Source organism: Bifidobacterium primatium, assembly GCF_002802875.1.
In the GTDB taxonomy this organism is placed as follows: Bacteria; Actinomycetota; Actinomycetes; order Actinomycetales; family Bifidobacteriaceae; genus Galliscardovia; species Galliscardovia primatium.
This window is the reverse complement of the sequence record NZ_PEBI01000001.1, coordinates 339,598-365,308: the sequence shown is the minus strand read 5'-3', so window position 1 is coordinate 365,308 and position 25,711 is coordinate 339,598. Positions and strand designations below refer to the sequence as shown.

The following is a 25,711-nucleotide window of genomic DNA, read 5'->3' as shown; positions in this document are numbered from 1 at the left end:
TGGTCGTGCCGCCAACACACGGGCCGAAATTCCCGAATCCCGCGATTCATGGTGCCTTTCCGCCGTTTTCCCGCGAAAAATAACCCTAAGGCACCCCAAATCGCCGGTATCGGGTGTTTCGGACCGTGATTTACATCGACCGTGGCCGTATTCACTACTTCAGCAGGTCGGCGATGGTGAGTTCGTCTTTCTGCTCGGGCTTGTGGATTCTTCGGTATTCCAGCAAGCAGCGGCATAGCTCGTCGGCGTCTGACCAGTAGTTTTGCAGGAAGGCTTCGTTTTTGATGCGGCCCATGCCTAGGGTCTTCTTGCAGAATTCACTGGGCTTGGCCTTGTTCTTGGCCCGTCTGTTGTATTTGCCGAGTTCATCTTCCTTGATGATGGCCAGCATTTCGATTTCCGGCCTCGTGTAGCAATTGAACACGGGAACCGTTTCGTTATACGGGTATGAGAGGTGGAACTGTTCCTTGCGTGAATCGAGAATGCGGACGATGGCTACGGGTTGCTCGTAATCGAGCCCTAGAAATACGTCTTGGATGGTTTTCGCGGCTCGGCAGTTTGTCGTTGGCCTGTCGGTGATGGTGTCGCGGATAGCAGCGCCCTCGTCGATGATAAGTTTATCGGCGGCCAGCAAGGTTTCGATGACGACGCGCTCGCATGACCCTTCGCAGACGAAGAGCACGCGAGCGTTCTGCAATGCCGTACGGGAATCGTCATCGAGCATCGGCGGCTCCCGTCATCGATTTGATGTACCGACGCATCGCAGCCACGTCCTTGGCCTTGGGGGCGGTGCCTTTGACGAGATTGGAGAAGAAGATCTCGCTCTTCTTGGATTCCACTCGGGCTTTCTTCGGTGCTGCCTGCGCAAGTCCTTCGGAGTACTTGATGAGCTGTATGCGTCGATTTTCGTCCCTGACGGCGAAATAGACGCAGTCCTTGCGCTCAAGATGGTCAAGCAGTTCCGGATAGTGCGTGGTGAACACCAGCGTCGCTCCCTTGGGGTTGGTCACCGGAGAGGCGAACAGGTCCATGATGGTTTCCACCAGCTTCTTGTTCAAACTGTTCTCGATTTCGTCGACGAGGAAATAGCCGCCTTCGCGAAGTGCCCCAACGGCGGCATTGACGATGCGACTGCCTCGTATGGTGCCTGCGGACAGCATCTGAACGGCATCGAACTGGCCGAGGATGCGCTCCCGATTGTCATCGACGAATTTGAGGTGGACCTTGCCGTCGTCGTCCACGGTCAGTTTCTCGATGCTGCGGTCAAAGGTGTGTACGATGTCCGGAGCCACTGAGGGGACGAAAACTGGTGTTCGGAAGGAGTCAATATAATTCATCACCGGCGTCATGTCCTCCTGATCGGCATACAGTCCGGATGTGATGGAGGCAGAGGACGGAATGTATCGTTTGGCTTCCGGCGCAAGCTCGTGGTCTCCGCCAACGCCTCGGGTCAGGATTTCCTCGCAGTGTTCCTTGAACACCGCGAAGTCGGTTAGTTCCTTTTTCTGTACAGGCTTGCCGGTATGTCGCCAGAGACGTTCCTCGGTGAAATGCAGCGTGATGCCGGATTCGTATGGAGCTCCGTCTCCCTGGCCGGTTTTGGCGCGCGCCGTGCGGATGCCGGATTCCAGCAGATACCAGTTGTCGTCGTTGGTGAAGATGATGCGCGTGTTCGCCGGAGCATCCATCAGTGCGACGAGCGGACCGTAGACGAGATGATCGGCGTCCAGAGGAATGCCGCGTGCAATATCTAGTGCAAAGTTCAAAGCACGCAACGTGGTGGTCTTACCGGACGCGTTGAGTCCGGCGATGCCTAGGATGGTTTGAGTGCAAATGCCGGCCCCTATGCCGTTAAGACGGTGAACAGTAACGCTCTGCGTAGAGACGCGGTCGGAGGCGTACAGATCCATGGAAACGGACTGGTTGCGGTACAGGTCGAGTCCATTGATTGCGAATTTCAATATATGCACGACTCGCCCCTCTCTTGTATGCTATAACCAGATTTTCTGGTTATAGCATACAAGAGAGGGTGGACGTGCCTTTACACGTTGGCTGAGTCGATGACGGCCTGACCGTTCATGAGAAGAGGAAGCAGGCGGTTACGCAGCTGAGCAAGGCGAGTGGATTCCTGCAGCCTTGTCGAAACTTGTTTGGCCCATGTCGTTGACATTTCGGCGAACTTGTCAATGAGTGCATTGTCCGTCGGCAATGTCACGGGAAATGAGAGGGCGCCTTCGATGTCGAGATGTTTGATTTTCGTGCCGCTGGCATATCCGCTGGCATAACGATGATAGTCGGTTCGTGACAGCATCCTGTTCAGCAGGAAGCGGACGTTAGCGCGTTTTTCGATGAGTCTCACCACATCCATCGACATGGTGGGGGCTTCATCGAAGACATTCGGCACGAGGAACGTCTTAGCTATGACATCCGTGGTCCCGGTCGGATCAATGGCGGTTTGTTGGGTGACGCACATTACCAGATCAAAAGGGGACAGCAGCTTGGAGCCCTTTGTTTCACCGACGAAATGCTTCAGTCCGGATTCTTTAAACGTGCTATTGGTGTTGAATGTGGCGAGGTTGATCATCGGGCGACCTTCGTCCGACAGTTCCACGGCAGAATAGGAAATGCCACGGTCTATGGATACCAGGTCGTTGGCGATCGCAACCTCCCAACCTTCGGGGATGTCGCGGTTGAGGGTGGGATTGTGAACCATGCGTCCGCCGGAGGAGCGGTAGGGGTTGCCGTGCTCGTCGAGGAAGTCGAACTGCATGAACCAGTAGTCATACACCGTCCGCGCCATCGCCTCCAGCTCCGCGATGATTTTCCCATTCGTCTCGATCTTCTCATCGATGGCATGAAGCAAAGCAACAATGTTCTTCTGTTGGTCGATATTAGGAAGAGTTATGACAACATCCGACAAAATACCGGTGTTAAGATTCGGCATATTGGATCCGACCGCATGGGCACGAAGATACTGTCTTGGTTCAGGGCCGCTCAAATAGTATGAGATAAATTCCGGATTGGCTTTGTTTCCATCAATACGTACGCGCAGGCATCCTGTGCCACATAGTGCCGGTAGATCATCATCTCGAATGAAAGCATGTTTATCGACCTCGCCTCGTCTGGCAAATACAATGTCATTCGTTTCAAGTGCGTGACGACCAAGCCTTGAATAATCGGATTCATCAATATTGGCGGCAGCGTTGAACGTGCGATGAGAGTCGATATCTTGCGGCATGACGACGGGAATACCTTCATCCACGTAATCGCTTTTATGCAGCTGACTGCCGAAAGGTCCAGTCGAAAGCTCCGCAATATCTCCGAGCTTCACCTTACGCAATGCGCACCGCCTTCATCTGCTCTTCGATCTCGTGCTGCAGGCGCTCGCCTTCGGCCCATAGGTCGCGCAGCTTGTCCGTGTGCTCGGCCATCTCGGCTTGGAACTGTTTAGGGGTGATGTTCTCGTATTCGATCTTCACCTCAAAATACTGTCCGGCGCTGAACGAATACCGTTTCTCCGCAATGGCCGTATAGTCGGCCAGCACGGAGAAATCATCCTGCTCCTCCATGCCGTTGAACACCGAGATGATGCGTTCGATCTCGTCGTCCGAAAGCACCGTGCGCTGGTTCTTGCCCACTTTCTCCTTGGTGCCGAGCTTCGAGGCGTCCACAAGCAGCGCATGGTCGTACCGCTTCGAGGAGTCCACAAAGAGTATCGACACGTTCGTGCCGGTGTTGGCGAAGATGTTGCTTGGCATGGAGACCACGCCACGTAACATGCCGCTTTCGATCATCTTCGTGCGAATGGCCAGCTCGATCTTGCTCTTCGCCGTCAGAAACCCGGTCGGCACTACGATGGCCGCCTTGCCGCCCGGCTTCAACGAATAGAGAATATGCTGGATGAACATCAGATAGATGGCCATCTTCTCCGGTGTCTTGGCCGGCACCTTCGGCACGCCCGCCCAGAACCGCTGTGCATACTTCTCCGAAGCCAATGTGTCGCGCGTATCGGAGAAATCGCATTTGAACGGCGGATTGCTCACGATGTAGTCGAACCGCTGCAGACTCCTGCCGTCGGCCGCCAGATGCCTGGGAGAGACGAGCGTATCGTCGTGCACCACGTTCTCCAACGATCCGACCAAGCCATTCAGGATTAGGTTCAATCGCATGAACTCGTTGGCCTTCTGCGAACGGTCCTGCGTATACGTGGTGCAGTTGTTTTCGCCGATCTGGTGCGCCAACGCCAGAACCAATGTGCCCGAACCTGCCGCCGGATCATACACCGTCACGTTCTTGTCGCCATCGGGCGCAAGAATCCGCGCCATGATGTTCGCGATGGCGTGCGGCGTGAAATACTCGCCGTAGCTGCCGGAATCCTTGTTGTAGTCCTTGATGAGATACTCGAACACCTGCGAGAAGAAGTCGTAGCCCTGCGAGAACGCGTCGGCGAAGCTGAAGTCCGAAAGCGCGTTGATGAGAGCCGCGCAGAATCCGTTGCGCTTGTTCTCCTCCACGATGAACCGTGAGACGCCTTGGAACAGGGTGATGGCTGCGTTGCCGGCCTTCACCGAATACACTTCGACGTTGTCCTGTGCTATGCCGAGCAGTGCCTCGTCGAATCGTTGGGCGAAGTCGTCGGTGTTCTGCCTGTTGAACAACGAGGAGACCATCCATTCGGGGCGTACATAGGCTACGGTACCCAGTTCCAGCTGCTGGATCATATCCCTGTCGGCGTCATCGAGGCCGCGAAAGCGCTCCTCGATCGCCGCCGTGTCGTCGCAGTCGGCGAACTCGGGCAGTTTCGTGAACTCGTAGAGCATCCGGTCGTTCAGATACTTGTACAGGAACGCCTCGGTGATGATCTTGTATTCGCTGCTGTCGTTGGCCAGGCCGTAATTCGCGCACACGGTCTTCAGCTTGTCGATCATGGCGAGGGTGTCGTTGAGAATCACGGTGTTCATGCGAGGTTCCTCTTCCTTTCGTCGGAGTACTCATTGTAAATCCTGCCGGCCGTGGATTTGACCTGACTGATGGAGCATTGCACGCCGGCTTCACGGAACGCGTTCAGCACCTTCGGGCCGAGACTGCGAGTGAACGATGCCGGCTGGTCGAGGGACGCCGCGTTATGCTCCACCATGACATCCACGACCTTCTTGGCGGCAGAAAGCGCTTTGAACAGTGTGGCCCTGCTGTCGGTCACGGGGTGCTCGTCTCGCATCATCGCCTTGTGGATTCGCATGAACTTCGCATCGCCGTCGTACTTGCGTTCCAGCAGGTCGTTGCGTCGGTTCAGTTCGTCGGACCGCCGTTTGAGCTCGTTGATCTCGTTGACGAGGTCGGCGGTCTCCTCGGTGGTGATCTCCGTCATGTTGGCTTTAAGGAGTTTCTTGCGCAGCTCTTCGAGCAGATTCACATACTGTGGGTCGTCCGGGTCCTCATTGCCTTGGAACGAGCCGCCGGTCGTGCGGATGGCCTGCTTGAGCCGGTCTGCCATGCTCAGCTCCTCGGTGCCCTCCTTCTCGAAGCTGAACTCCATGTTCTCCAGCAGAATGTTGAGGCTTCCGGTGGAGAGCCGGCCAAGCGCCAGCGCCTTCTGCTGGTTGATGCGGCCGATGCGCAGGTTCACCTCGTTGAGCAGCTTGCCGAACAGGGCGATGTCGAAATGGTCCTCAAGCTCGGTATGGCCGTAAAGCGTGGCGAGGTTGCGCAGCTCCTTGTACCGGTTCAGCGCCTTGCGAATCGCGTAAAGCACGTTCACGTCCTCGATGGCGTCCAGTTCCTTGGCGAACGCGTGGTCGTCGTCCGTGCTGTACTCCCAAAGCGTGTCCTTGATGTCGTCCAAATCGGCCTCGATGACCTTCGGATCGTCGAACAGACTGCTGTACGTCGCCATGTCGTCGCCCAGCTCGTTGTTGAGTTCGGCCAGATAATCCTGGTTCGTCTTGTCGAACTCCTTGGAAATGTCCACGAAATCGACCACGAAACCATGGTCCATATGCTTATATGGCCGGTTCACTCGGGTGAGCGCCTGCAGCAGATTATGCGCGTCGAGCTTGCGGCACAGATACATCTTCTTCAGGCGGGGTGCATCGAATCCGGTAAGCAGCATGTTGTAGACCACGAGAATATCGATGCCACCGCGTTTGAATTTCCGCTGGAGCTTCCGCCGGTCCTCCTTGCTGCCCTCGTCGAACAATATCAGCGCGGAGGAGATGTCCTGGTCGTAGCGTTGCAGCTCCGCGTAGATGTTGCGCGCCTGCTGCGAGGTGCGGGCCACAATCATCGCGCCGATGTTCTCGTTCTCCCGCCCCAGGGCGATACGCGAGTTGACGAGGTCATCTACGATGTATTCGATCAGCGGCTCCACGAAATGCGGATGCTCGAACACCGCGTTGAGGTCGGTGAGACCGTCGATCTCCCGCAGTGCGTCCATGATCTTCTTCATTCTCACGCGGAACTGCGGTTTGATGTCCTCGCGCAGCAGACGCAGCGTGTAGCCGTCGATGATGGACCGGTCATAGAAATACGTATGAATGTAGTCGCCGAACACCTGCTTCGTGTCCGCCCCGCCCTTCTGACGAATCAGCGGCGTACCGGTCAATGCGATGCGCACGGCATCGCGGTCGGCATTGACCAGTGCGGCGAGGAAACTCTTCCCCGGCTTGTATTCGCGATGCGCCTCGTCGATGAAGAACAGCCGCTGCTCGTCCAGCCCGTATTCGGCCCGGATGGCGGAAGCGTCGTCACGGAACTTCTGAATATTCACCACGGCGATCTGGGCCGTAGCCGAACCGGAACCGTCGCCCTTCTTCGGCATCCACTCCGACGGATTGCGCAATAGGTCAATGAACCTGTCGCGTGAGTCGGCACGAAGCACCTGCGCGCCACGGGCCGAGAACTCATCGCTCGCCTGATCCGCCAGATCGAGACGGTCCACGATGAAGAACGCGCGCAGAATACGGTTGCGCCGCTGATAATAGTCGCGAAGATACCGGGTGAGCAGGAACGCCAGCTCGGTCTTGCCGCTGCCCTGCGTATGCCAGATCACGCCCTGCTTCACGCCGTCGTCGAGCGTGAGACGCACCGCCTGCGAGGCGAAGAACTGCGGGTAGCGCATGATGTGCTTCTCGATGACATGCACGCCTTCCCCCGTTGCAGCGCCGTCGGCGTCTTCGGTGTTCGCGTCCTTGACATACTCTTTGTAGCACAGACCGTATTGCAGCAGGAACAGCAGACGATTGCGGGAGAACAGCGACGTGATGATGCCGTTCGCCGGAGTCGCCGGGTCAAGGGAGTCATTCCACGCCGGGGTGTCAAACAGGGCAATGACGTTGTTGTCTTGTAGGATGCGTTTCTCCTCGTCTGGGTTTCGCGGAGCAAGAGTGGCGGCGAGGGCCTTCGCGGACTGCGGTTCCTCGCGGAACCGGTTCATCCACAACGTCTCATATGAACTCGTGGCGTAGAACGAGCCTTGAATCGGATCGCGGTCGGCGTCGTCATACGGCTGGTTGTTGCTGAACGCCATGATCTGCGTGATGTTCGCGAACCGCCTGAAGAACGGCTGCCGGAACCTGCTGAACATGCGATTGCGCTCAGCGAGAATGCCGTCACGGTTGTTCGGCCGCTTGACCTCCATGAAACACAACGGCATGCCATTGACGAGGAACACGATGTCGGGTCGGAAATTATCGTCGTCATGCGCATACGTCAATTCGGTGACGACGGTGAAATCATTGCGTTCGGGATTATCGAAATCGATAAGGCGATAGCCGTCCAAACCATGCTGGAGATTTTCAAAGAACGCACGGCCCAAATCGTCGCCGCTCAATATCGCCGCGATCTTGCGGATGAGGAACCGGACGCGGTCGTCATCTATGCCGCGGTCGGGATTGATGCGGCGGATGGATTCTGCGAACAGGTCGTAGAAGATGTTCGTACCGGGGTCGTAATCCGTGCCCGGTCTGTCGTGCTTGATGGAACGGTACTTCCATCCCAGACGTGTGGCATGAACCAATGCCGGAACCTTCACGTACTTGTCTTCCGGACCGTGCATGACTCCTTCTTTCCCGAGACTGTCATCGTCGCGTGTCATCATCGTCGAGTCGGTTGATATTCATGATAATGAGGACGCTTCGCGGTCGGGGGATTTGACGATGGCGGGCGTCTTGCGAGCCATCGCGTTGCGTATGATGGTGGCAGCGCGAAAGGAGGGCGTCATGGCCGTGCCGGAAATCGAACGACGGTGGATAGACAAGTTCCAGGAGAACCTGTCCATCGTGCGCAAGGTCGCAGGATGGACCACGCAGGAGCTCGCCGACGAACTGGGCGTGGCCAGACAGACCGTCTCCAATCTCGAGACCGGCAGAAGCCCCATGACCAAGCTGCAGTATCTGGCGCTGCGAACCGTGTTCAACGCGGAGATCGCCAAGCGGGAGAACCGCGACCTCGCCCGCGTCATCAAGACGCTGGTCGACGATCCGATGCAGAACACCGCCGATGGCGTCATCGCCGACGATGACGCCGCCGAGGATGCGGATGCACCGTCGAAGACTGTCGGGGCAAAGCGCGGCGGCAAACGCGGTGCCGCCGATGATGGCGGCAGAGGCGAATCGGGCCGGCCGATGACCGGCGCCGCCATGCAGATACTCGCGGCCATCACCGGCGCGCTCGCCAGTGGTGCCGCCGCCGGCGCACTTGCGTTCCTTATGCTCCCCGACGGCAAATCCGGTCGCTAGCCGTCATCCTTCGCGACAGCAGCATCGTGATCAACGAGGCGGTGAGTCCGGCGACGGCGACCGTCGAACCGACCGCTATGGCGATCTTCAATCGTTCGCTCATGCGTATACCCCTCTTGGCGTTGACGTCATCGCCGGTGGCGTGCTGCCAAAGGCGTTGCTGCTGAATATCAAATCCAATCTAATGCAATGTGAAAATGTAATCAAATTAGCATTATGTTAAATACCTGACATCAAGTTCTCCGTTCACATTCGGCGATATCGACACGACGGTCACGACCATCATCGCCACCGTGGTGTACGACGTCTTCGCCGGCAAAAGACGGCCGGGGCGCGACCACGCCATCAAGCTCGCCTTCGGACTCGGCTGCGACCTGCGGGAGACCCAACGGCTGCTCCGCCTCGCCGGCGTCAGCGAACTGTGGTGCAAACAGCGGCGCGACGTCATCGTCACGGTCGTATTGCGCGACGCCAAGGGGCGTATCATCTACGGCGATCATGAATACGTCGACAAGCCCGCCGAAGGCGCGTCGAAGCCGTTCTCCATCACCAGATACGACCTGCCGCAATACGCCTCGTACGAGGTCTATGCGGCCACTGTATAATAGGCGAATAGGCGATTTTTGCGGTTTCCTCGCGCAAATCGTCGGTTTTCGGGGTGCGAAGCGACAAGTTGCGCGAGGAAATTGTCGTGACGCCCGCCGTTCCTACAATGGGAGGCATGACTGAAGGCAGGAACGGGGACGGGTGGCGGATCGCACGGCGACCGCGGCGATCCGGGCCCGGCGCCATCGAAGTCCGTGGCGCGCGCGTGCACAATCTCAAGAACATAAGCATCGACATTCCGCTGGGGGAGCTGGTCGGCGTGGCCGGCGTCTCCGGATCGGGGAAATCATCGCTGGCATTGGGCGTGCTCTACGCCGAAGGCTCGCGACGATACCTGGAGGCCCTCTCCACATACACGCGGCGCCGACTCACCCAGGCCGGTCGCGCGCAGGTGGACGACGTGCGCCACGTACCCGCCGCCCTCGCCCTGCACCAGCGGCCGAGCGTGCCCGGCGTGCGCTCCACGTTCGGCACCATGACCGAGCTGCTCAACAGTCTGCGATTGCTGTTCTCCCGCGTCGGCTCGCACGTCTGCCCATACTGCGGCGCCCGCAACCGACCGAGTCTCAACGTGGCCGCCGAACTGCCCATAACCTGCGCCGGCTGCGGCAGGGAATTCCACGGGCCCGGGGCGGAAAGCCTCGCCTTCAACTCGGCCGGCGCCTGCCCCACCTGCTCCGGAACCGGCATCGTGCGCGAGGTCAACCGCGCCGCGCTCGTGCCCGACGAGACGAAATCCATCGACGACGGAGCCGTGCTGCCATGGGGCTCGCTCATGTGGGACCTCATGAAGCAGGTGTGCGGCGCGATGGGCGTACGCACGAACGTGCCGTTCAACCAGCTCACCGTCAAGGAACGCGACATCGTCTTCAACGGTCCGGCCGTCAAGAAGCACATCCTGTACCGGTCGAAGAAATCCGACGACTTCGCCGAACTCGACTTCACCTACTACAACGCCGTCTACACGGTGGAAAACGCGCTCGCCAAGGCCAAGGACGAGAAAGGTCTGAAGCGCGTGGCGCGATTCCTCGTGGAGAGACCGTGTACCGACTGCGGTGGCAGCCGGCTGTCTGAAGCCGCCCGAGCGCCGAGGATCGGCGACATGAACCTTGCACAGGCCGCCGCGATGACACTTGACGACGCCGTTGCATGGGTGCGCGGCGTGCCGGATATGCTGCCGCCGGAAATGCGGCGGATGGGGCGGAACATCGGCGAATCGTTCCTCGATGTTGCGAAACGGCTGCTTGAACTTGGTCTCGGATATCTTGCGCTTGACCGCGCCGGTGCCACGCTATCGACCGGTGAACGCCAGCGCGTGCAGCTCGCCCGCGCCGTGCGCAACCGCACGACCGGCGTGCTGTATGTGCTTGACGAGCCGTCGATCGGCCTGCATCCGGCGAACGTGGACGGTCTGCTCGGCGTGATGCGTGACCTCGTCGCAGACGGCAATTCCGTGGTCGTCGTCGATCACGACGTGCGGGTTCTGAAGGCCGCCGATCATCTGGTGGAGATGGGTCCCGTCGCCGGCGCCGACGGCGGCCATGTGATTGCGCAGGGCACGGTGGGCGAGGTCGCGCAGGCTTCGGAAAGCCGAATCGCACCGTTTTTGACGGAGGAACGCGCCGCCCGCGTGCGCGACGTCGTCGCCCCGGACGGTATGTTCGCGAACGGCCGTATCCATATGGAGACCGGCCCGTTGCATACGGTCAGGCCACTGAACGTGGATATCCCGCGCGGCCGGCTCACCGTCGTGACCGGCGTCTCCGGTTCCGGCAAGACGACGATGGTGCTGGAATCGCTGATTCCGGCGTTGAAGGCGCGTGCCGCAGGCGAGCCGTTGCCGGAACACGTGCGTGCGCTGAGCGTTGAAGGCAGCGGCGACGTCAATGACACTGCCTCCGGCGGTGACGGGGATGCCGCTGACGTCACCGGCATCGCCCGCGTGAACCTCATCGACGCCACGCCGATCGGCGCGAACGTGCGGTCGACCGTCGCCACGTACGCCGGCATCCATGACGAGCTGCGTCGGGCGTTCGCGCGCGGCGAGGAGGCGAAGGCCGCCGGATACAAGGCGGGGGACTTCTCCTACAATACCGGCCGGCTGCGCTGCCCGACCTGCGACGGCACCGGATCGATTTCGTTGGACGTGCAGTTCCTGCCCGACGTGGACATCGAATGCCCCGACTGCCGCGGCACGAGATACGCGCCCGAGGCGAGCCGCATCCATCGCGTGCCGAAACCGAGGAAAGGCGACGCCGCTGCGGCGTTGCATCCGCTGACGTTGCCGCAGCTCATGGCCATGAGCGTGGACGAGGCGTTGGATGCCACCGCCGATTTGCGCAAGGTCCATGCGCGGCTGGAGACCCTGCACGATCTGGGACTCGGGTATCTCACGCTCGGCGAGCCGACGCCGGCCCTGTCGGGCGGCGAGGCGCAGCGCCTCAAACTCGCCAGCGAAATGGGGCGTGCGCAATCCGACGCCGTGTTCGTGTTCGACGAGCCGACCATCGGCCTGCATCCGCTCGACGTGCGCGTGCTGCTCGGCGTCTTCGACCGACTGGTCGCCGCCGGCGCCACGGTCGTCGTCATCGAACACGACCTGGACGTCATCGCCAACGCCGACCACATCATCGACATGGGGCCGGGCGGCGGCGAGAACGGCGGCCGCATCGTCGCCGCCGGTTCGCCGGCCGATATCGCCGCCGACGCTGCAAGCGTCACCGGCCGGTATCTGTAGTGTCGGCATCGTCGCAATCGGGATGTCATGGGGCCGGCGGCGATTCCGCCGGCCCCCGCAGAAATTATCCACATCGGCGGATAGGCGGCCGAATCATCCACATTTTCCGTTTCAATCATCGAATTATCCGACTTATCCACATTCCCGTCGAAGGCGTTTGCCGGCCGTTCCGCGCCGTCTTACAGTGGTCACCACCTGCGGTCGAAGGGAGCCGCAGAAACGTTGGAATCATTGATGTTCCAACATTCCGCCAACGATGGGAGCGATGATGAAGCAAGCGATACTCGACGATGAGAACGAACCACGGGGCGCGGCCATGCTCGATACCGGCGACATCGCCGACCTGTTCCGCGAATGCGACCCGGACGGATATACGGCCGCGAGACGCCGGTTCTACCATGAAGTGAACCTCAATCCGTTCAAACGGCATCCCGACCAGCTGCTGCGGCTGATCGAATGGTCGTTCTGCGACTGGTTCTCCTACGAATGCACGGTCGACGCCAGCTCGGAGGACGACGAGGACGACGAAGGATTCCCGCGATACCGGGTCGGTCCCGACGGAGACGGGCGCTCGCCGTTCCGCGTCGCCGGCGAACGGCTCCACGACTGCGGGCGAATCAACGACGACCAATTGGCCGATATGCGGCAGATCGCCGAAACGAATTTCGCCACGATGTTCTGGATTCACGATTCCAACGCGGCGAAGGGCCGCATCGTGCTGGAGGACCTCATCCGCGGCGGCGAATACAGCGTGTGGTGTCCGCCGGTCGCGGCGAAATATGATGGCGCGCACGGCGGTATGATCGTCAACCGCATCGCCAAGGTCGACGGCGCATGGCGGCCATGCGGACTGCCGGTCTACGAGACCCGGTACCCCAATACGCCCGACGTGCGCAGGGGGCTGATTCGTGAATTCAAACGGCTCGACTACCATCCGGATTTCCCCGGTCTCATCCGCTTCTTCTACGGGCGGGCCAAGGACACCGGACTTGACTGGGAGGACATGGCCGCCGCCATGGGGGAGTGACTGCGGCGGCGTGTGCGGGATGGCTGCGTGCCGGGAACGCGGACCGAGACCGTGTCGTTATTGCGCCGCCTGCTTGGCCTGCACTGACTGCTCCGCTTCGGCGGCGGCGAGGTCGGCCTTGAGCGCGGCCGCGAGCTCGTCGAGCAACGGCATCCAACGGTCGGCGCGGGCCGTGCAGATGCGGCGCGTGGCCTCCTTGGTAATGTCGATGAATCCGGCCTGCTCAAGCAGCTTGATATGATGCGAGACCGCCGTGCGCGACAGCGTCGAGGATTCGCACAACTCGCCCACCGTCTGCGGGCCGTCGCACACCAGCTGCACAAGCAGCCGCTGCCGGTTCGGGTCCTTGAGCGTCTCGAACAGCGGAATGCATTCGTTGAGAATCTCCAGACTGCGAATCGGTCCGTCACATGTTGTATCCGCCATCATCCACCTCGTTTCCGTTCGGAATGTCATTGTACCGGCGAACCGTCATGGTCACATCGCGGAAAACCGTACGAACAGGCTTATCGGCATGGTTTTCGTCAATACGGCGAGTGCCTTGTTGAATGCTCCCATCGTATAGGTGGCGCGGTTGCGTTTCGCCGCGCGAATCGAATTTCGGGCCAACCGGTCCATGTCGAGCTGTGGGATCCAGCCGAGCCGGCCGCCATCGAGTCCCGAACCGTTCCTCCCCCTGTTCATTGCCGTATTCATGCGCCCGGGCTGCACGGCGGTGACGTGGACTTCCTGCGATCGCAGTTCCTGACGCAGCGTGATGGAGAACGTGCGTATGTAGGCTTTGCTGGCACTGTAGGCGGAGAGGTTCGGGCTCGGCGCGAATCCGGACACGGAACCGACCTGCAGGATCATCGATCCACGCCGCATGTACGGCAGGCATACGCGCGTCATCATCGTGATGCCGATGACGTTGAGCCTCAGCATCTGCATGATACGTCGCGAATCCTGTCCTGCGAATTCGCCGCCGAGCACGGTGCCGGCATCGTTGACGAGGATGCGGACGACCGGCCGTCGTTCCTCCAGCCGGTTCGCGAGCAGGGTATGGCTTCGGGGGTCGGCGAGGTCAAGCGGCATCGACACGATGCGCGGATGCCGGTATTCGGCGGCGACCTTGGCGAGTCGCCCGGCATTGCGGGCGATGATCCAGATTTCATCGACCTCCGGGCATTCGGCGATTACCGCATCGACGTATCGACGTCCGAGCCCCGAGCTGGCTCCGGTGATGATGGCGATGGACATGGCATTTCCTTCCGTTCCTCGTATTCACTGATGGCCTTTGCGGCGGCGGGGAGCGAGGGCGCCGATGCCATGCTGTCGGATGGCGAACAGCAGCGCGCGTAATCCGCCGATGCGCGGATCCGGCGATTTGCCGCGGCCGATGCGGTTCATCTGCAACTCGAACCAGCTGATGACGAGAATGCCGCCGAATGCTTTGTCGAGCGCCTTGAGACCGGTGGTGATCCATGGCAGACGGACCGTGCCCTGCCATTTCGCGTTCATGATGAGATTCGGCAGATTCGGCTTGACGACAAGCGGACGGGCGATGCCGATCATCTGCGTTACACCGCTTGACAACGCCTTCTCCATGCCGACTGCGTTGCGGAAGCCGCCGGTCAGGGCAATCGGCGTATCGATCGTACCGGCGATGCGTTCGGCGAAGTCGGTGAAGTAGACGCCGCGCGCCTCGTCCTCCTTGGCACCGGAATTCGTCTGGATGACGGGCTTTTCCAACGTGCCGCCGGAGATGTCGATGAGGTCGACGCCCATGGCCGAAAGCCGCTTGATGACCCAGATGGACTCGTTTTCGTCGAAGCCGCCGGGAGTCTTCTCGTCGGCTTCATCGGCGGAACGCGGCACCTTGACGGCTGTGGGCACGTCGCTGGAGTTGATTTTCACGGCGACGGGGAAGCCGGGGCCGACTTCGGCGCGTACGGCGTCGACGATCTCGAACAGGAAGCGGGCCCGGTTCTCGAGGCTGCCGCCGTATTCGTCGGTGCGATGGTTGTCGAGCGGCGACAAAAACTGATTGATGAGATAGCCGTGGGCCGCGTGGATCTCCACGCCGGTGAACCCGGCCTTCTTGGCGATGCCCGCCGTGGTGGCGAACCGGCGGATGATGTCGTGAATCTGTGGTCTGGTCAGTTCACGCGGATTGGCGAAGAACCGGCCGTAGTCGCCTTCGAGTCGTCCGGCGCTCGGCGCGACCGGACTGCGGTTGATGGTGATGGGCGACTGGCGTCCGGGATGGTTGATCTGCATCCAGCAGTGCGCGCCGTGTTCGGTGCCGGCCGCAGCCCAACGGCGCAGCATGGCGAGGTCGCGTTCGTCCTCGACGGCCACGTTGCCGGGCTCGCCGAGCTGCGTGCGGTCGACCATTACGTTGCCGGTGACGAGCACGCCCGCGCCGCCGGCCGCCCAGCGCCGGTATAGCCGCACATGCTTTTCGGTCGGCGCGCAGTCGCGGTCGGCGAGCGCCTCGTTCATGGCCGACTTGTAGAAGCGGTTCTTCACCGTCACTCCGCACGGCAGCGTCAGTGGCTCGGCTACGAGCGGGCGTTGTGTGACGTCAGCGTTGGCCGGGATGCCGGTGCTGGCCGGAATGCGGGTGTTCGCCGTGGTGATCTTTCCTGTCATTGTGCTCTCCTTCCATACGCTATATATCTAAACGTCTAAACGTTTCGACATTTAAACACTAGCATATGCCAGCTGGAGCGCAACGCTCATGGCGGAAAACCCCGTTCCGGCCGATTCGTGGTGCTTTTTGGTCGAAAATCAGCCGAAAAACGACTGAAAGGCACCATGAATCGCGGGGAACGGGGTTTTGGGTGCGGTTTGCACCGGGGATTAGGGGGCGGTCCGTCTGGAGTCCGTCCGCTTACTTCACGACCTTGAAGCCGCCGGTCCACGGGGTCTGCTCGGTCACGCCGAGGACGATCTGCAGGGCGCCGTAGCCCTCGAGGTACTGGGCGCGCTTGAGCGGGCCGGCGTCCACGGTCTTCAGTCCTGCGGCCTCGATGAATGCGGCGACGGACTTCTTGGCATCCTCGTCGTCGGCGGCCAGCTGCACGACGGTCGGCTCGCCGTCGTTGACGCCGGTGGCCAGCGTGGCGGCGAACGTGGTGTTGAAGCCCTTGACGACCGTGGACTGCGGCAGCTTGCCGGCCAGCCATTCGGCGGCGGACGTGGCGCCTTCCGGCAGAGCGAGGTCGAAGGTGGTGAAGTCGATGGGGTTGGCCACGTCGACCACGGTCTTGCCGGCCAGCTGGTCGGCGTAGGCGGCGATCGCCTCGTCGTAGGCGGGGAACGGCAGGGCGAGCACGACGATGTCGCCGGTGATGGCCTCGCCGAACTTCGCGCCGGCGACGCCTTCGGCGGCTGCGGCGGCCTTGTCGGGGTTGCGGTCGATGACCTGCACGTTGGCGCCGGCCTTCTTGGCGATGCCGGCCACGGCGGATCCGATGTTGCCTGCGCCGAAGATGGTGATGTTCGTCATGATGGGTTCCTTTCGGTCGGTCCGACGGCGTTCGCCGCCGGTTGTTTTTCCGGACGTTCCGACGGTGCTCGTTGTCGCAACGTCCTGTTCGTTCGTCCTGACGTTTTATCTCGCATCGACATACCTCTTTTCGAGGTATTTCGTTGCGTTGGTCATCACTATATACATCGAATCGAGATATGTCTAAACGCGGCGTGTCGAAACGAGGTATACTGGGGTCATGAGCGTAATAGAGATGATGATTCTCGGCTTTTTGTCCGAGCGATGCATGTGCGGCTACGAGCTGCGCAAGAAAATGGAGCAGCTGCAGGGCTTCGCCCGCAAGTTCAGCGACGGCGCCATCTATCCCGCAACGTCGCGGTTGGTCAAGGCCGGGCTGATTTCCGAACGGTCCGAGCCGCGCGACGGCCGTCAGCGCCGCGTATTCACGCTGCTCGACGCCGGCCGCGCGCGCCTGATCGACGAATTAAGGAACGCCGACGGCTTCTATATCACCGACATCACCAAATGGACGATCGTATTGACGTTCCTTTCCGTCGTCCCCGACAAAAACGACCGTGACGCCGTGCTGCGGCGACGATACGACCTGCTGAGCCGACAGGACGTGCACTTCTTCTACTGCGACGCCGGCAACCCGCTGTCGATCGACCAGATCGACGACCCGTACCGACGCGGCATCATCCGTGTGCACGACGCCGAGATCGCCTCCGAACTCGCATGGCTGCGCGAGGAACTCGACATGACGGACGATTCGTCGGACCATGGCACGGATGCCTGAACGTACGACGGAATGGACGTCCGGACGGGCGGCGCGACATGCGACGCAACCGTCGGCCGGGCCCGGACGTCATGGTCGCCGCCGGTATGCATTGCCGTCGCCGGAATATCTGACGGAACTGTTTCACGTGATGCTGCGCGAGATGGGGCCGACCGGCTGGTGGCCCGCCGACGGGCCGTACGAGATCATGACCGGGGCGGTGCTTACCCAGAACGCGGCATGGGGCAACGCAGCCCGGTCTCTTGCGGCGCTTCGGGATGCCGACGCCCTCGACCCGTACGTGGTCGCCGGCATGGATGATGCGATGTTGCAGCGACTCATCCGTCCGTCGGGATTCTACCGGAACAAGTCCCGGACGTTGCGGGAGCTCAGCCGCTGGTACATCGACCGTTGTGGTGGCTCGCCCGAAGGGGCGTCGGGCATCCCCGACGCCGAGCTTCGCGGGGAGCTGCTGGCGCTGTTCGGCATCGGCGGGGAGACCGCCGACGACCTCAGGCTTTACGTGTTCGACAGGCGTGCGTTCGTGGCCGACACCTATGCGCGACGACTGTTGGAATTCCTCGGTTTCACCGTGCCGGCGGGGTATCCCCGGTTCCATGCCGCCATTGAACCGCCGGTGCTCGCCACGTCATTGGACGTCGCCGAACTCAAGGAGTTCCATGGGCTGATCGACGAATTCGGCAAGGCCTACCGCGACGACGACGCCAAGGCCGAATCGTTCCTGGCGTCGTGGAAGATACGCCACAGCGTGTAGGAGATCAGCGGGCAGACCAGCGCTGAGACGAGCACGTCGGTGGGGAAGTGCAGGCCGAGCACGATTTCCGTGACATTACGGTGCTTTTCGGTCATTTTCGAGTCGAAAAACGACCGAAAGGCACCCTAAAAGGACAGAAACGAAGCCGGATTCAGCGTGTCAGCGGCAGCGTAAGCCGCATGGTGGTGCCGTCATCGGACGTGGATTCCACGTCAAGCGTGCCGCCGTATCGCGAGGCCACGTCGCGGGCAAGCGCCAGTCCCAGACCGTAGCCCTGATGCGCGGTGCCGTCGTCGTCGCGCGCGAACCGTCGGAACAGGCGTTCGGGATTGTCGCCGATGCCGGGGCCGCGGTCGGTCACGCGGATGGCGACGTCGCGATGATGCCGATATCCGAGTGCGACCGTCACCGCGGAATCACGCGGCGCATGGGCTATGGCGTTGTCGAGCACGGCGACCACGCAGCGCGAGAGACCGACTGCGCTGCCCTGCACGATGAAGTGTGCGGGATCTCCGTCGATGCGGGTCTCGACGTGCACGCCGCGTTTGTCGGCGAGCGGGCGCACGGCGGCGACGGACTGGTCGATGACCCCGTCCAATGCCACCGGTTCCGTATGCACGGCGCCGCGTGCAGCGACCAGCAGATCGGTGACGATGGCGTTCATGCGGTCGACGTCGCCGCGCAGGTCGTCGAGCGCGTCGTCGATGGACTGGTCTCGCTGACGTCGGAAATCGATGAGGTCGATGCGCGTGGAGATCACCGCGAGCGGCGTCTTCAATTCGTGGCTGGCGTCGGCCACGAAGTCCTTCTGCAGCTCGAACGCATGCTCCAGCGGCGCGACCTCCTTGCGGGAGTAATAGTGGCCGACGATCGCCACGGCGGCGACCACGCAGGCCACGAACAGCACGGTGAGCGCAACGGCCTTGCGCGTGTCGATGACCATCATGCCCGAGCCGAATTCCTTGGCGACCGACATGGCGCTGGGGTTGAGGCCGCGTTCGGCGAATTCGTGGCGCGAACCGAACAGCACGCCAAGCACGAATATGAGTCCGCCGGCCACGGTGATTATGGCCATGGCAATGGTCATGCGCCGGCTGATAAGCCCGGCCACGTTGCCGGAACCGCCGCTGTTCGCCGTGGCGGAAATGACGGAATCGGGGGATTCGCCGGAATGGGAATCATTGTGCATCGTCGGTCTTCCTTCCGAATCTTCCTGGATCTTCGAATCAGTCCTGCGGGTCGCCGATGCGGTATCCGCGGCCGCGCACGGTCTCGATGATGGTCTTCGTGGTTTTGCCGCGTATATACGACACGTAGACATCCACGGTTCCGGGGTCGCTGCCGCCGGAGAACACGCTGCACAGCAGTTCGTCGCGGCTGAAGACGTGGTCGGGCGAGGAGGCGAGCTCGGCGAGGAGCCTCGCCTCGGCGTCGGTGAGCGAGATGGTCCGCCCGTCCGGGTCCTCGATGACGTCGGCGTCGGGCTTGAGCAGCCAGTCGCCGATCATGACGGCCGCGGCCTGCGCATGGAATCCACGCAGCAATGCGCGAAGCCGAGCTTCGAGTTCGACGAAATGGAACGGCTTGGTCAGATAATCGTTGGCGCCAGAGTCAAGGCCTTCGACGATGTCGTCCACGTCGGCGAGCGCGGTCAGCACCAGCGCGGGCGTGGTGATGCCGCCGCCGCGCAAGGTTCGGATGAGATCGAGGCCGTCGCCGTCGGGCAGGCGACGGTCGACGATGAGCGCATCATAACGGTTGGATTTCAATAGGTCTCGCGCGTCGGATGCGGTCTGCGCCCAGTCCACGCGATAATGGTCGCCGAGCATTTCGCCGGTCATCGAGCCGAGGTTCGGGTCGTCCTCGATGAGCAGCAGCGCGGGAAGCAGCAGCCGTTCCGGGTCCATGCGTTCGGGAACGGCGAGCGTGCGCGTGGCCGGTGCGCTGCCGGTCGCGTCATTCTCCGGCATCATGGTACGGGTCGTCTCTTCAATCATTCCGCTTCCTCCGTCATCATGCGTCGGAACTGCCTTACATCCGGTTATATCAGACCGCCGTATGCCTAAGAAACCGCTAAGAAACGCTGGGTATTGTCGTGGCTGCGGCCCGACGGTAACGTACGCAATTATGGGAGTGGAATCGTTCACGTTCGACGCGGCCGGGATGTCGTGCGTCGTGCCGTCCCCGGATGGGGACCGTGAGATCTTTCGTGACATTGATTTCGTCGTCGACGGCGGTGAGATCGTCGACTTGATAGGACCGTCCGGTTCGGGCAAAAGCAGTCTGCTCACCGCATTCGCCAGATTGAATTCCCATGCATCGGGAACGCTCGCATTGGCAGGACGTGATTCGAGTGAGTTCACGCCGCAGCAGTGGCGGCGCATGGTGGCATATCTGCCGCAGAAGCCGATTCTGCCGGGCTATACCGTCGCCGATGCGATTCGGCTGCCGTGGACGCTTGCGGTGCGCGGCGATGGGGATGGGACATCGAACGGGACGCGGGGACTGTCGAGGCTATTCCGTTCCAATGACGCTCGTGCGCGAGAGGCGTTGCCGGATGCGCGCATCCGCAAGACGTTGGATGCGATGGGCTGTGAGGACATCGACCTGATGAGGCCGCCGCATGATCTGTCGGGCGGGCAGGCGGCGCGCGTCTCGCTGGCGCGGACGCTGCTGACGAATCCGAAGGTGCTGCTCGCCGACGAGGTGGACGCCGGCCTTGACGACGACAACGCGGAGAAGGTCGCGTCGATTATGGTGCACGCCGCGGCCGACGGCATGGCGATTGTGCGCATACGTCATCGGCCGCCGGACGGCCGGGCGCATCGCATCGCCACGCTCGCCGATGGCCGCCTGACCATGCGCGTCGCCCACGGGGACGGCGGCTCCGCCGAAGATTCCGTCAAGGAGGCCGCATGATTGGTGATCGTCTTTCTCTGGCTCCCCTCGCGGCTGAGGGGAGCTGTCGGCTTTGCCGACTGAGGGGAGTTCGTCTTGGTAGGGAGGCCGCATGATTGGTGATCGTCTCTTTCTGGCTCCCCTCGTGGCCGAGGGGAGCTGTCGGCTTTGCCGACTGAGGGGAGTCCATCTCAGCAAGGAGTCCAAATGACCGGCAATTCGTACAATATAGACATCTGGGGCCTCGTCGTCGCCCTGACGATGGTGGCCGTTGCGGCCGGCATCAGCGAACTCATGCGCATCAACATCGGCAAGACGCTGCTGTGGTCGGCCTGCCGTGCACTGCTCCAACTCTGTGCGATGGGCTTCGTCGTGGGGTATGTGATCCGCGCGAACAACATGTGGCTCGTGTTCGCGGTGATCGCCGTGATGCTGGTGGCGGCCGTGCAGATCACGCTGTCGCGCGCCAAGGGCGTGCCGAAGGGCCTGGCCGGTCCGGTGCTGCTGAGCCTGACCATCACCATGCTGCTCATGATCGCGCTGGTCACGGAGCTGGTGGTCCGGCCGCACCCGTGGTATGCGCCGCAGCTGGTGGTGCCGCTCACGGGCATGCTGCTCGGCAACACGGTCTCCGCATTGGCCGTCGGATTGAGTCGTTTCTACGAAAGCATGGACGAGCGGCGCGATGAGATCGACACGATGCTCGCGCTGGGCGCGAGCGCATGGGAGGCGGCCCGCCCGTCGATCGTCTCGTCGATTCGGCTCGGGCTGCTGCCGACGACGGCCACGCTGGCGTCCTGCGGCATCGTGACGATTCCGGGCATGATGGCCGGCCAGGTCATAGCCGGCGGCGACCCCATCAACGCGGCGAAATACCAGTTCGTCGTGTTCGCCGCCATCGCTGCGCTCACGCTCGTGGCCGACAGCCTCATCATGGCGATGGTCTATCGCACCTGCTTCACGGCCGACGACCAGTACAGGCCGCCCGCCGAACGGTGAGAGCCGGTCCCGAAACAGTCGATTTCCGCTATTGATGGTGCCTTTTGGTCGTTTTTTTGACTCGAAAACGACCATAACGCACCCTGAATCACGGATTTCGGGACTATGCGCATGTAAGTTCGGCGACGGCGGCTACGAAATCACGGACCAGAGGCGTCGGATGTTGCGAATACAGCAGTCCATACGGCACCGTGATGTCCCAATCCATGGGAATCAGCCGGATTGACGGATGGAAATTGCTCCAGATGCTCTTGGCCAGCAGCAGGTCGCCGGACTGCGCGCACTCGTTGAACACGTCGAACTCGTACCGTTCGAGATTGACGAGCTCGATGTCGGTGTTGCGGGCCAGGTATTTTCTCGCCTCCTCCATGACGCCGCCGAACTGCGGAAGATGCACACGCTGCCCAGAAAGGTCATCGATGGTGAGTCTGGCCCGATTGGCCAACGGATTTGTCAGCGGCACGCCCATGCAGAGCTGGTACGTCGCCATCTGCAGTGTCTGGCAGGGATTGGTCCAATCATCGCGCGAGAAACCCGTGACCACCACATCCACATTGTCTCCCAGCCGTCCAAGCTCGTAAAGAAAACCGTCCGGCGCGTCCGAAAGCGGCGCGAGTTCCAGTCGGATCGGCGGATGATGCGCGGCCATGGCCGGCGCCAGCCGCGGCCACAGATCGAGCAGCGCCGTGGCCGGACGCAGCAGCGATACCCCGACGCGGATGCTCACCCCGCCGCCTTCGAGCCGGCGGGCACGCCGAAGCGCACGATCCGACTCCTCGATGATGTCGGCGGCGTCGGCGACCAGCGACCTGCCCGCGTCGGTGAGCGTGACGCCGCTGCGGGTGCGATGGAACAGCGTGAGCCGATGCTCCTGCTCGAAGCCGTTGACCTGCTTGATGAGCGCCGGCGTGGAGATGTGCAGCTGCGCCGCCGCTTGGCTGAAGCTGCCGAGCTGCGCCGCCGCAAGAATCGCATCCAACCGCCTGTCGTACATCGATGCCCTTCCGTATGAACCTGTGGTTTATGGATTATCAACCATAAGCATTCATAAACCGCCGTTTTTTAACTGTTTTCGAGAATACCATGGCTAATGCAATAACCAAACGGAACATCAAACGAAACCATGTGCCATCAGATACAGGAGATTATGACCGATTTCACCAAAACATCAATGAACGTCGTATCGGACCGTGGGCGATTCGACCACGCCGACTGCATCGACCGCTCCGGCGCCGGTGAACGTGCCGGCCGCATCGACCGCGCGGGTCGACTCTCCGCCAACCTCACCACGTTCGCGGCGGCGGTCGCCTCGTTCCTCGCCGGAGCCTCGCTGTTCGCCGCGGCCTCGCTGTTCTGCACGTTCGCATGGTCCATGGCCGCGCTCGTCGCCGGTCGATGCGTGCTCGGCGTGGCCTCCGCGCTGATTCTGCCGGCCTCGATGGCGCTCATCAACGAGGCCAATCCGAATCCGAAGCGTCGCGCATGGGCGCTGGCGCTGTGGGGCGCGGGCGGCGCGTCGGCGTCGGCGGTCGGCCCGCTGCTCGGCGGCCTGCTCACGCCGATCCATTGGAGCCTCGTCTTCGCCATCAACGTGCCGTTCTGCCTGATGATCCTCGCCGTCGCGCCGAAGATCGCCGCCTCGCCGTCGCGTCCCATACGATTCGATTGGCTCGGCCAGGTACTTGCACTCATCGGATTGTCCTCGCTTGTCGCCGGCATCATCCAGGTCGGTTCACTCGGCTTCGCCCATCCGGCCACGCTCGCACTGCTGACCGTCGGCGTCGTGACGCTCGGTGCGTTCCTGTTCTCGCAGAAGAAGGTCGTCGCTCCGATGATGACGCTGAACCTGTTCCACGTGCGCGGCATGCAGGTGGCGCTGCAGATCGGCTTCATCATGATCTTCAACTGGTATGGCATGGTGTTCATCTGCACGATGTTCCTGCAGAACGAACTCAACATGGGTGCGTTCGCGGCGGGTCTCGTGTTCGTGCCGTCCGCGTTCGTGACCATCGTCGGCAATCTCGTCGGCGGGCGCATCATCACCGCCCATGGGTCGAAGTTCTCCATCACGCTGGGACTGTCCGTCATGATCGTCGGATTCATGTTCGAATTCCTTGCCCCGGCGCCGATTCCCGTCTGGGTGATCGCTGCGGGGTTGAGCGTGGTCGGTTTCGGCGCGGCCGTCACTACGCCCGCCGCCGCCGGCGTGGTATTGAAAAGCGTGGATTCGTCGCAGTCGGGCATCGCGTCCGCCATGTTCAACACGTTCCGTCAGGTCGGCGGCGCGATCGGCGTGGCCGTGTTCGGCGTCATCGCCACGTTCCTGCCGAGCCTCATGCTCGCGCTGCGCAGCGTGTTCCTCGCCTCCGCAATCCTGCTCGCCTACGTGCTTGCATTTGAGCTGCTGCGCTGGCGTGACCGCTAGGCGTCACCGGCCGTGGCCGCACCGAGGTTGGCATGGCATGGAACGTTTGCGGTCTTCGTAATGTCGCTCCGTGGCGGTCGGTTTGGCATGGGAGTGGGAAAACGACGAAATCAATCGTTCCGTGCCATGATTGTGTGGCGCGGAACGGTTGGTTTTCCGATATTGCGATTCCGTGCCATCCGATTTGGCACGGAATCGGTTTTTGTTGGCAGAATACATTCCATGCCAATCAAAAACCTTGGAATTGCAGCGATTCCTTTTCATAAGAAAAATTGACGTTGTCGTGGAATGGCAAAATGTCCCTTTTTGTCGTTCCCTGCCAAAGACTTCGCGCTAGGGTAATCATTATTCGAACGAGATTCCGTATTTCGGACATTCTTGGCATATCGTAGGCCACATGACCACGACGAACGCGACAGACACGTCGACATCGGCGACCAAAACCAACACTGTGCAATGGGACTCGCAACAGTATCTGCGATTCAAGAAGGAACGTACGCAACCGTCGCGCGACCTCGCCGCGCAACTGCCGCCGGACGACGGCACGGTCCGTCGCGTGCTCGACATCGGCTGCGGGCCGGGCAACAGCACCGCCGTGTTGCGCGAACGCTACCCGCATGCGGAAATCCTCGGCGTCGACAATTCCCCGGAGATGATTGACGCCGCGCGCAAGGCCCATCCCGACATCGACTTCGCCCTGTTCGACGCCTCGAATCCGGCGGATTTCGACGCCCTGCCGCACGATTTCGACGTCGTGTTCTCCAACGCGTGCATCCAATGGGTGCCGGACCATCCGCGGCTCATCCCCGCCATGCTGGGCCTCCTGCAGCCAGGCGGCATGCTCGCCGTGCAGACGCCGATGAACTACGAGGAGCCCATCCACCGCATCATCGCCGACGTCGTGCATTCGCCGCAATACGCCGACCGGCTCCCGCAGCAACGCGAGTTCTACAACCTCACGCCGCCCGAATACTGGGAACTGCTGCATGGCGGCGAACTCGTGGCGGACTTCCGCATATGGAAGGTCGTCTATATGCACAACCTGCCGTCGCACGAGGCCATCATGGACTGGTATCGCGGCACCGGACTGCGGCCGTACCTGCAGGCGCTGCCCGGCGACGCCGAACGGGCCGTCTTCGAAAGCGAGATCTTCGGTCGCGTGCGCGAGGCCTATTCGACGCAATCCGACGGCAGCATCATCTTCCCGTTCCCAAGGTTCTTCTTCACCGCCGTACGCCGGTAGTGACGGACGTCATGCC

At 61.5% G+C, this 25,711-nt stretch carries 21 protein-coding genes and 1 pseudogene; 10 read left to right on the top strand and 12 right to left on the bottom strand.

Going from position 1 to position 25,711, the window contains the following annotated elements; genetic code table 11:
* Window positions 1–154: 154 nt before the first annotated feature.
* The 5 genes from CS006_RS01400 to CS006_RS01380 all read right to left on the bottom strand — a co-directional run bounded on the left by CS006_RS01400 (window position 155) and on the right by CS006_RS01380 (window position 8,053).
* Entirely contained in the window at window positions 155–724 is a 570-nt protein-coding gene (locus CS006_RS01400; RefSeq protein ID WP_100510002.1) for a hypothetical protein, read from the bottom strand.
* Window positions 714–1,961: an AAA family ATPase gene (locus CS006_RS01395; protein WP_165777175.1), complete on the bottom strand. Its 1,248-nt coding sequence runs from the start codon at window positions 1,959–1,961 to the stop codon at window positions 714–716. The genes CS006_RS01400 and CS006_RS01395 overlap by 11 nt, the downstream gene beginning before the upstream one ends.
* An 80-nt stretch (window positions 1,962–2,041) precedes the next feature.
* Complete coding sequence (locus CS006_RS01390; protein WP_243386672.1) at window positions 2,042–3,331, bottom strand: restriction endonuclease subunit S; 1,290 nt, start codon at window positions 3,329–3,331, stop codon at window positions 2,042–2,044.
* A 1-nt stretch (window position 3,332) separates the two neighbouring features.
* Window positions 3,333–4,961: an HsdM family class I SAM-dependent methyltransferase gene (locus tag CS006_RS01385; RefSeq protein ID WP_100509999.1), complete on the bottom strand. Its 1,629-nt coding sequence runs from the start codon at window positions 4,959–4,961 to the stop codon at window positions 3,333–3,335.
* The gene (locus CS006_RS01380; protein WP_165777174.1) at window positions 4,958–8,053 is read right to left on the bottom strand and encodes a type I restriction endonuclease; all 3,096 of its coding nucleotides are present in this window, start codon (window positions 8,051–8,053) and stop codon (window positions 4,958–4,960) included. Before CS006_RS01380 ends, CS006_RS01385 begins: the two co-directional genes overlap by 4 nt.
* A 163-nt stretch (window positions 8,054–8,216) precedes the next feature.
* On the opposite strand from CS006_RS01380, the gene CS006_RS01375 reads away from it, so the two are divergent.
* The 4 genes from CS006_RS01375 (at window position 8,217) to CS006_RS01360 (ending at window position 13,105) form a co-directional block, all read left to right on the top strand.
* Complete coding sequence (locus CS006_RS01375) at window positions 8,217–8,735, top strand: helix-turn-helix transcriptional regulator (RefSeq protein ID WP_100509997.1); 519 nt, start codon at window positions 8,217–8,219, stop codon at window positions 8,733–8,735.
* A gap of 293 nt (window positions 8,736–9,028) precedes the next feature.
* Window positions 9,029–9,340, top strand: a complete 312-nt coding sequence (locus tag CS006_RS11075) for a hypothetical protein (RefSeq protein ID WP_423734817.1) — start codon at window positions 9,029–9,031, stop codon at window positions 9,338–9,340.
* Between the two features lie 116 nt (window positions 9,341–9,456).
* Window positions 9,457–12,078, top strand: a complete 2,622-nt coding sequence (locus CS006_RS01365; protein ID WP_165777173.1) for an excinuclease ABC subunit UvrA — start codon at window positions 9,457–9,459, stop codon at window positions 12,076–12,078.
* A gap of 265 nt (window positions 12,079–12,343) precedes the next feature.
* A complete protein-coding gene (locus CS006_RS01360) occupies window positions 12,344–13,105 on the top strand; it encodes a hypothetical protein (protein ID WP_243386584.1) in 762 nt (253 codons plus the stop codon).
* A 57-nt stretch (window positions 13,106–13,162) separates the two neighbouring features.
* On the opposite strand, the gene CS006_RS01355 is transcribed toward CS006_RS01360, so the two are convergent.
* The 4 genes and pseudogenes from CS006_RS01355 to CS006_RS01340 form a co-directional block, all read right to left on the bottom strand.
* Entirely contained in the window at window positions 13,163–13,531 is a 369-nt protein-coding gene (locus CS006_RS01355; RefSeq protein ID WP_243386582.1) for an ArsR/SmtB family transcription factor, read from the bottom strand.
* A gap of 51 nt (window positions 13,532–13,582) precedes the next feature.
* Window positions 13,583–14,344, bottom strand: a complete 762-nt coding sequence (locus CS006_RS01350; RefSeq protein ID WP_100509995.1) for an SDR family NAD(P)-dependent oxidoreductase — start codon at window positions 14,342–14,344, stop codon at window positions 13,583–13,585.
* A 24-nt stretch (window positions 14,345–14,368) separates the two neighbouring features.
* On the bottom strand, window positions 14,369–15,739 hold the full coding sequence (locus CS006_RS01345; protein WP_100509994.1) for an NADH:flavin oxidoreductase/NADH oxidase family protein: 1,371 nt from the start codon (window positions 15,737–15,739) through the stop codon (window positions 14,369–14,371).
* Window positions 15,740–15,980: 241 nt separating this feature from the next.
* A pseudogene (locus CS006_RS01340) lies at window positions 15,981–16,613 on the bottom strand (NADPH-dependent F420 reductase); the annotation flags it as partial.
* Window positions 16,614–16,818: 205 nt separating this feature from the next.
* On the opposite strand from CS006_RS01340, the gene CS006_RS01335 reads away from it, so the two are divergent.
* Both CS006_RS01335 and CS006_RS01330 read left to right on the top strand, forming a co-directional pair.
* Window positions 16,819–17,376 carry a PadR family transcriptional regulator gene (locus tag CS006_RS01335; RefSeq protein WP_100509992.1) on the top strand — a complete coding sequence of 186 codons (558 nt, stop codon included), beginning with the start codon at window positions 16,819–16,821 and terminating at the stop codon, window positions 17,374–17,376.
* 130 nt (window positions 17,377–17,506) lie between these two features.
* Window positions 17,507–18,130, top strand: a complete 624-nt coding sequence (locus tag CS006_RS01330; protein ID WP_100509991.1) for an endonuclease III domain-containing protein — start codon at window positions 17,507–17,509, stop codon at window positions 18,128–18,130.
* 151 nt (window positions 18,131–18,281) lie between these two features.
* Here CS006_RS01330 and CS006_RS01325 read toward each other — a convergent pair whose 3' ends face one another.
* Together CS006_RS01325 and CS006_RS01320 are read right to left on the bottom strand one after the other, a co-directional pair.
* Entirely contained in the window at window positions 18,282–19,319 is a 1,038-nt protein-coding gene (locus CS006_RS01325) for a sensor histidine kinase (RefSeq protein ID WP_165777172.1), read from the bottom strand.
* A gap of 37 nt (window positions 19,320–19,356) precedes the next feature.
* Entirely contained in the window at window positions 19,357–20,127 is a 771-nt protein-coding gene (locus CS006_RS01320) for a response regulator transcription factor (RefSeq protein ID WP_207759979.1), read from the bottom strand.
* A gap of 130 nt (window positions 20,128–20,257) precedes the next feature.
* Here CS006_RS01320 and CS006_RS01315 point away from each other — a divergent pair, with 130 nt between their 5' ends.
* Both CS006_RS01315 and CS006_RS01310 read left to right on the top strand, forming a co-directional pair.
* Window positions 20,258–21,049: an ABC transporter ATP-binding protein gene (locus CS006_RS01315; RefSeq protein WP_100509989.1), complete on the top strand. Its 792-nt coding sequence runs from the start codon at window positions 20,258–20,260 to the stop codon at window positions 21,047–21,049.
* Window positions 21,050–21,235: 186 nt separating this feature from the next.
* A complete protein-coding gene (locus CS006_RS01310; protein WP_100509988.1) occupies window positions 21,236–22,027 on the top strand; it encodes an ABC transporter permease in 792 nt (263 codons plus the stop codon).
* 103 nt (window positions 22,028–22,130) lie between these two features.
* On the opposite strand, the gene CS006_RS01305 is transcribed toward CS006_RS01310, so the two are convergent.
* Window positions 22,131–23,021, bottom strand: coding sequence for a LysR family transcriptional regulator (locus tag CS006_RS01305; RefSeq protein ID WP_100509987.1), 891 nt, complete (start codon window positions 23,019–23,021; stop codon window positions 22,131–22,133).
* A 153-nt stretch (window positions 23,022–23,174) separates the two neighbouring features.
* On the opposite strand from CS006_RS01305, the gene CS006_RS01300 reads away from it, so the two are divergent.
* Both CS006_RS01300 and CS006_RS01295 read left to right on the top strand, forming a co-directional pair.
* Window positions 23,175–24,452, top strand: a complete 1,278-nt coding sequence (locus tag CS006_RS01300) for an MFS transporter (RefSeq protein WP_243386580.1) — start codon at window positions 23,175–23,177, stop codon at window positions 24,450–24,452.
* A gap of 397 nt (window positions 24,453–24,849) precedes the next feature.
* Window positions 24,850–25,695: a methyltransferase domain-containing protein gene (locus tag CS006_RS01295; protein ID WP_100509985.1), complete on the top strand. Its 846-nt coding sequence runs from the start codon at window positions 24,850–24,852 to the stop codon at window positions 25,693–25,695.
* The last annotated feature ends 16 nt before the right edge of the window (window positions 25,696–25,711 follow it).

Excerpts from the sequence above, each read along its gene's own strand:
- CS006_RS01400 (WP_100510002.1), bottom strand. The coding sequence starts at position 724 with ATGCTCGATGACGATTCCCGTACGGCATTGCAGAACGCTCGCGTGCTC.
- CS006_RS01385 (WP_100509999.1), bottom strand. The coding sequence starts at position 4,961 with ATGAACACCGTGATTCTCAACGACACCCTCGCCATGATCGACAAGCTG.
- CS006_RS01380 (WP_165777174.1), bottom strand. The coding sequence starts at position 8,053 with ATGCACGGTCCGGAAGACAAGTACGTGAAGGTTCCGGCATTGGTTCAT.
- CS006_RS01375 (WP_100509997.1), top strand. The coding sequence starts at position 8,217 with ATGGCCGTGCCGGAAATCGAACGACGGTGGATAGACAAGTTCCAGGAG.
- CS006_RS01365 (WP_165777173.1), top strand. The coding sequence starts at position 9,457 with ATGACTGAAGGCAGGAACGGGGACGGGTGGCGGATCGCACGGCGACCG.
- CS006_RS01360 (WP_243386584.1), top strand. The coding sequence starts at position 12,344 with ATGATGAAGCAAGCGATACTCGACGATGAGAACGAACCACGGGGCGCG.
- CS006_RS01355 (WP_243386582.1), bottom strand. The coding sequence starts at position 13,531 with ATGGCGGATACAACATGTGACGGACCGATTCGCAGTCTGGAGATTCTC.
- CS006_RS01350 (WP_100509995.1), bottom strand. The coding sequence starts at position 14,344 with ATGTCCATCGCCATCATCACCGGAGCCAGCTCGGGGCTCGGACGTCGA.
- CS006_RS01345 (WP_100509994.1), bottom strand. The coding sequence starts at position 15,739 with ATGACAGGAAAGATCACCACGGCGAACACCCGCATTCCGGCCAGCACC.
- CS006_RS01335 (WP_100509992.1), top strand. The coding sequence starts at position 16,819 with ATGAGCGTAATAGAGATGATGATTCTCGGCTTTTTGTCCGAGCGATGC.
- CS006_RS01330 (WP_100509991.1), top strand. The coding sequence starts at position 17,507 with ATGCTGCGCGAGATGGGGCCGACCGGCTGGTGGCCCGCCGACGGGCCG.
- CS006_RS01325 (WP_165777172.1), bottom strand. The coding sequence starts at position 19,319 with ATGCACAATGATTCCCATTCCGGCGAATCCCCCGATTCCGTCATTTCC.
- CS006_RS01320 (WP_207759979.1), bottom strand. The coding sequence starts at position 20,127 with ATGATTGAAGAGACGACCCGTACCATGATGCCGGAGAATGACGCGACC.
- CS006_RS01315 (WP_100509989.1), top strand. The coding sequence starts at position 20,258 with ATGGGAGTGGAATCGTTCACGTTCGACGCGGCCGGGATGTCGTGCGTC.
- CS006_RS01310 (WP_100509988.1), top strand. The coding sequence starts at position 21,236 with ATGACCGGCAATTCGTACAATATAGACATCTGGGGCCTCGTCGTCGCC.
- CS006_RS01305 (WP_100509987.1), bottom strand. The coding sequence starts at position 23,021 with ATGTACGACAGGCGGTTGGATGCGATTCTTGCGGCGGCGCAGCTCGGC.
- CS006_RS01300 (WP_243386580.1), top strand. The coding sequence starts at position 23,175 with ATGACCGATTTCACCAAAACATCAATGAACGTCGTATCGGACCGTGGG.
- CS006_RS01295 (WP_100509985.1), top strand. The coding sequence starts at position 24,850 with ATGACCACGACGAACGCGACAGACACGTCGACATCGGCGACCAAAACC.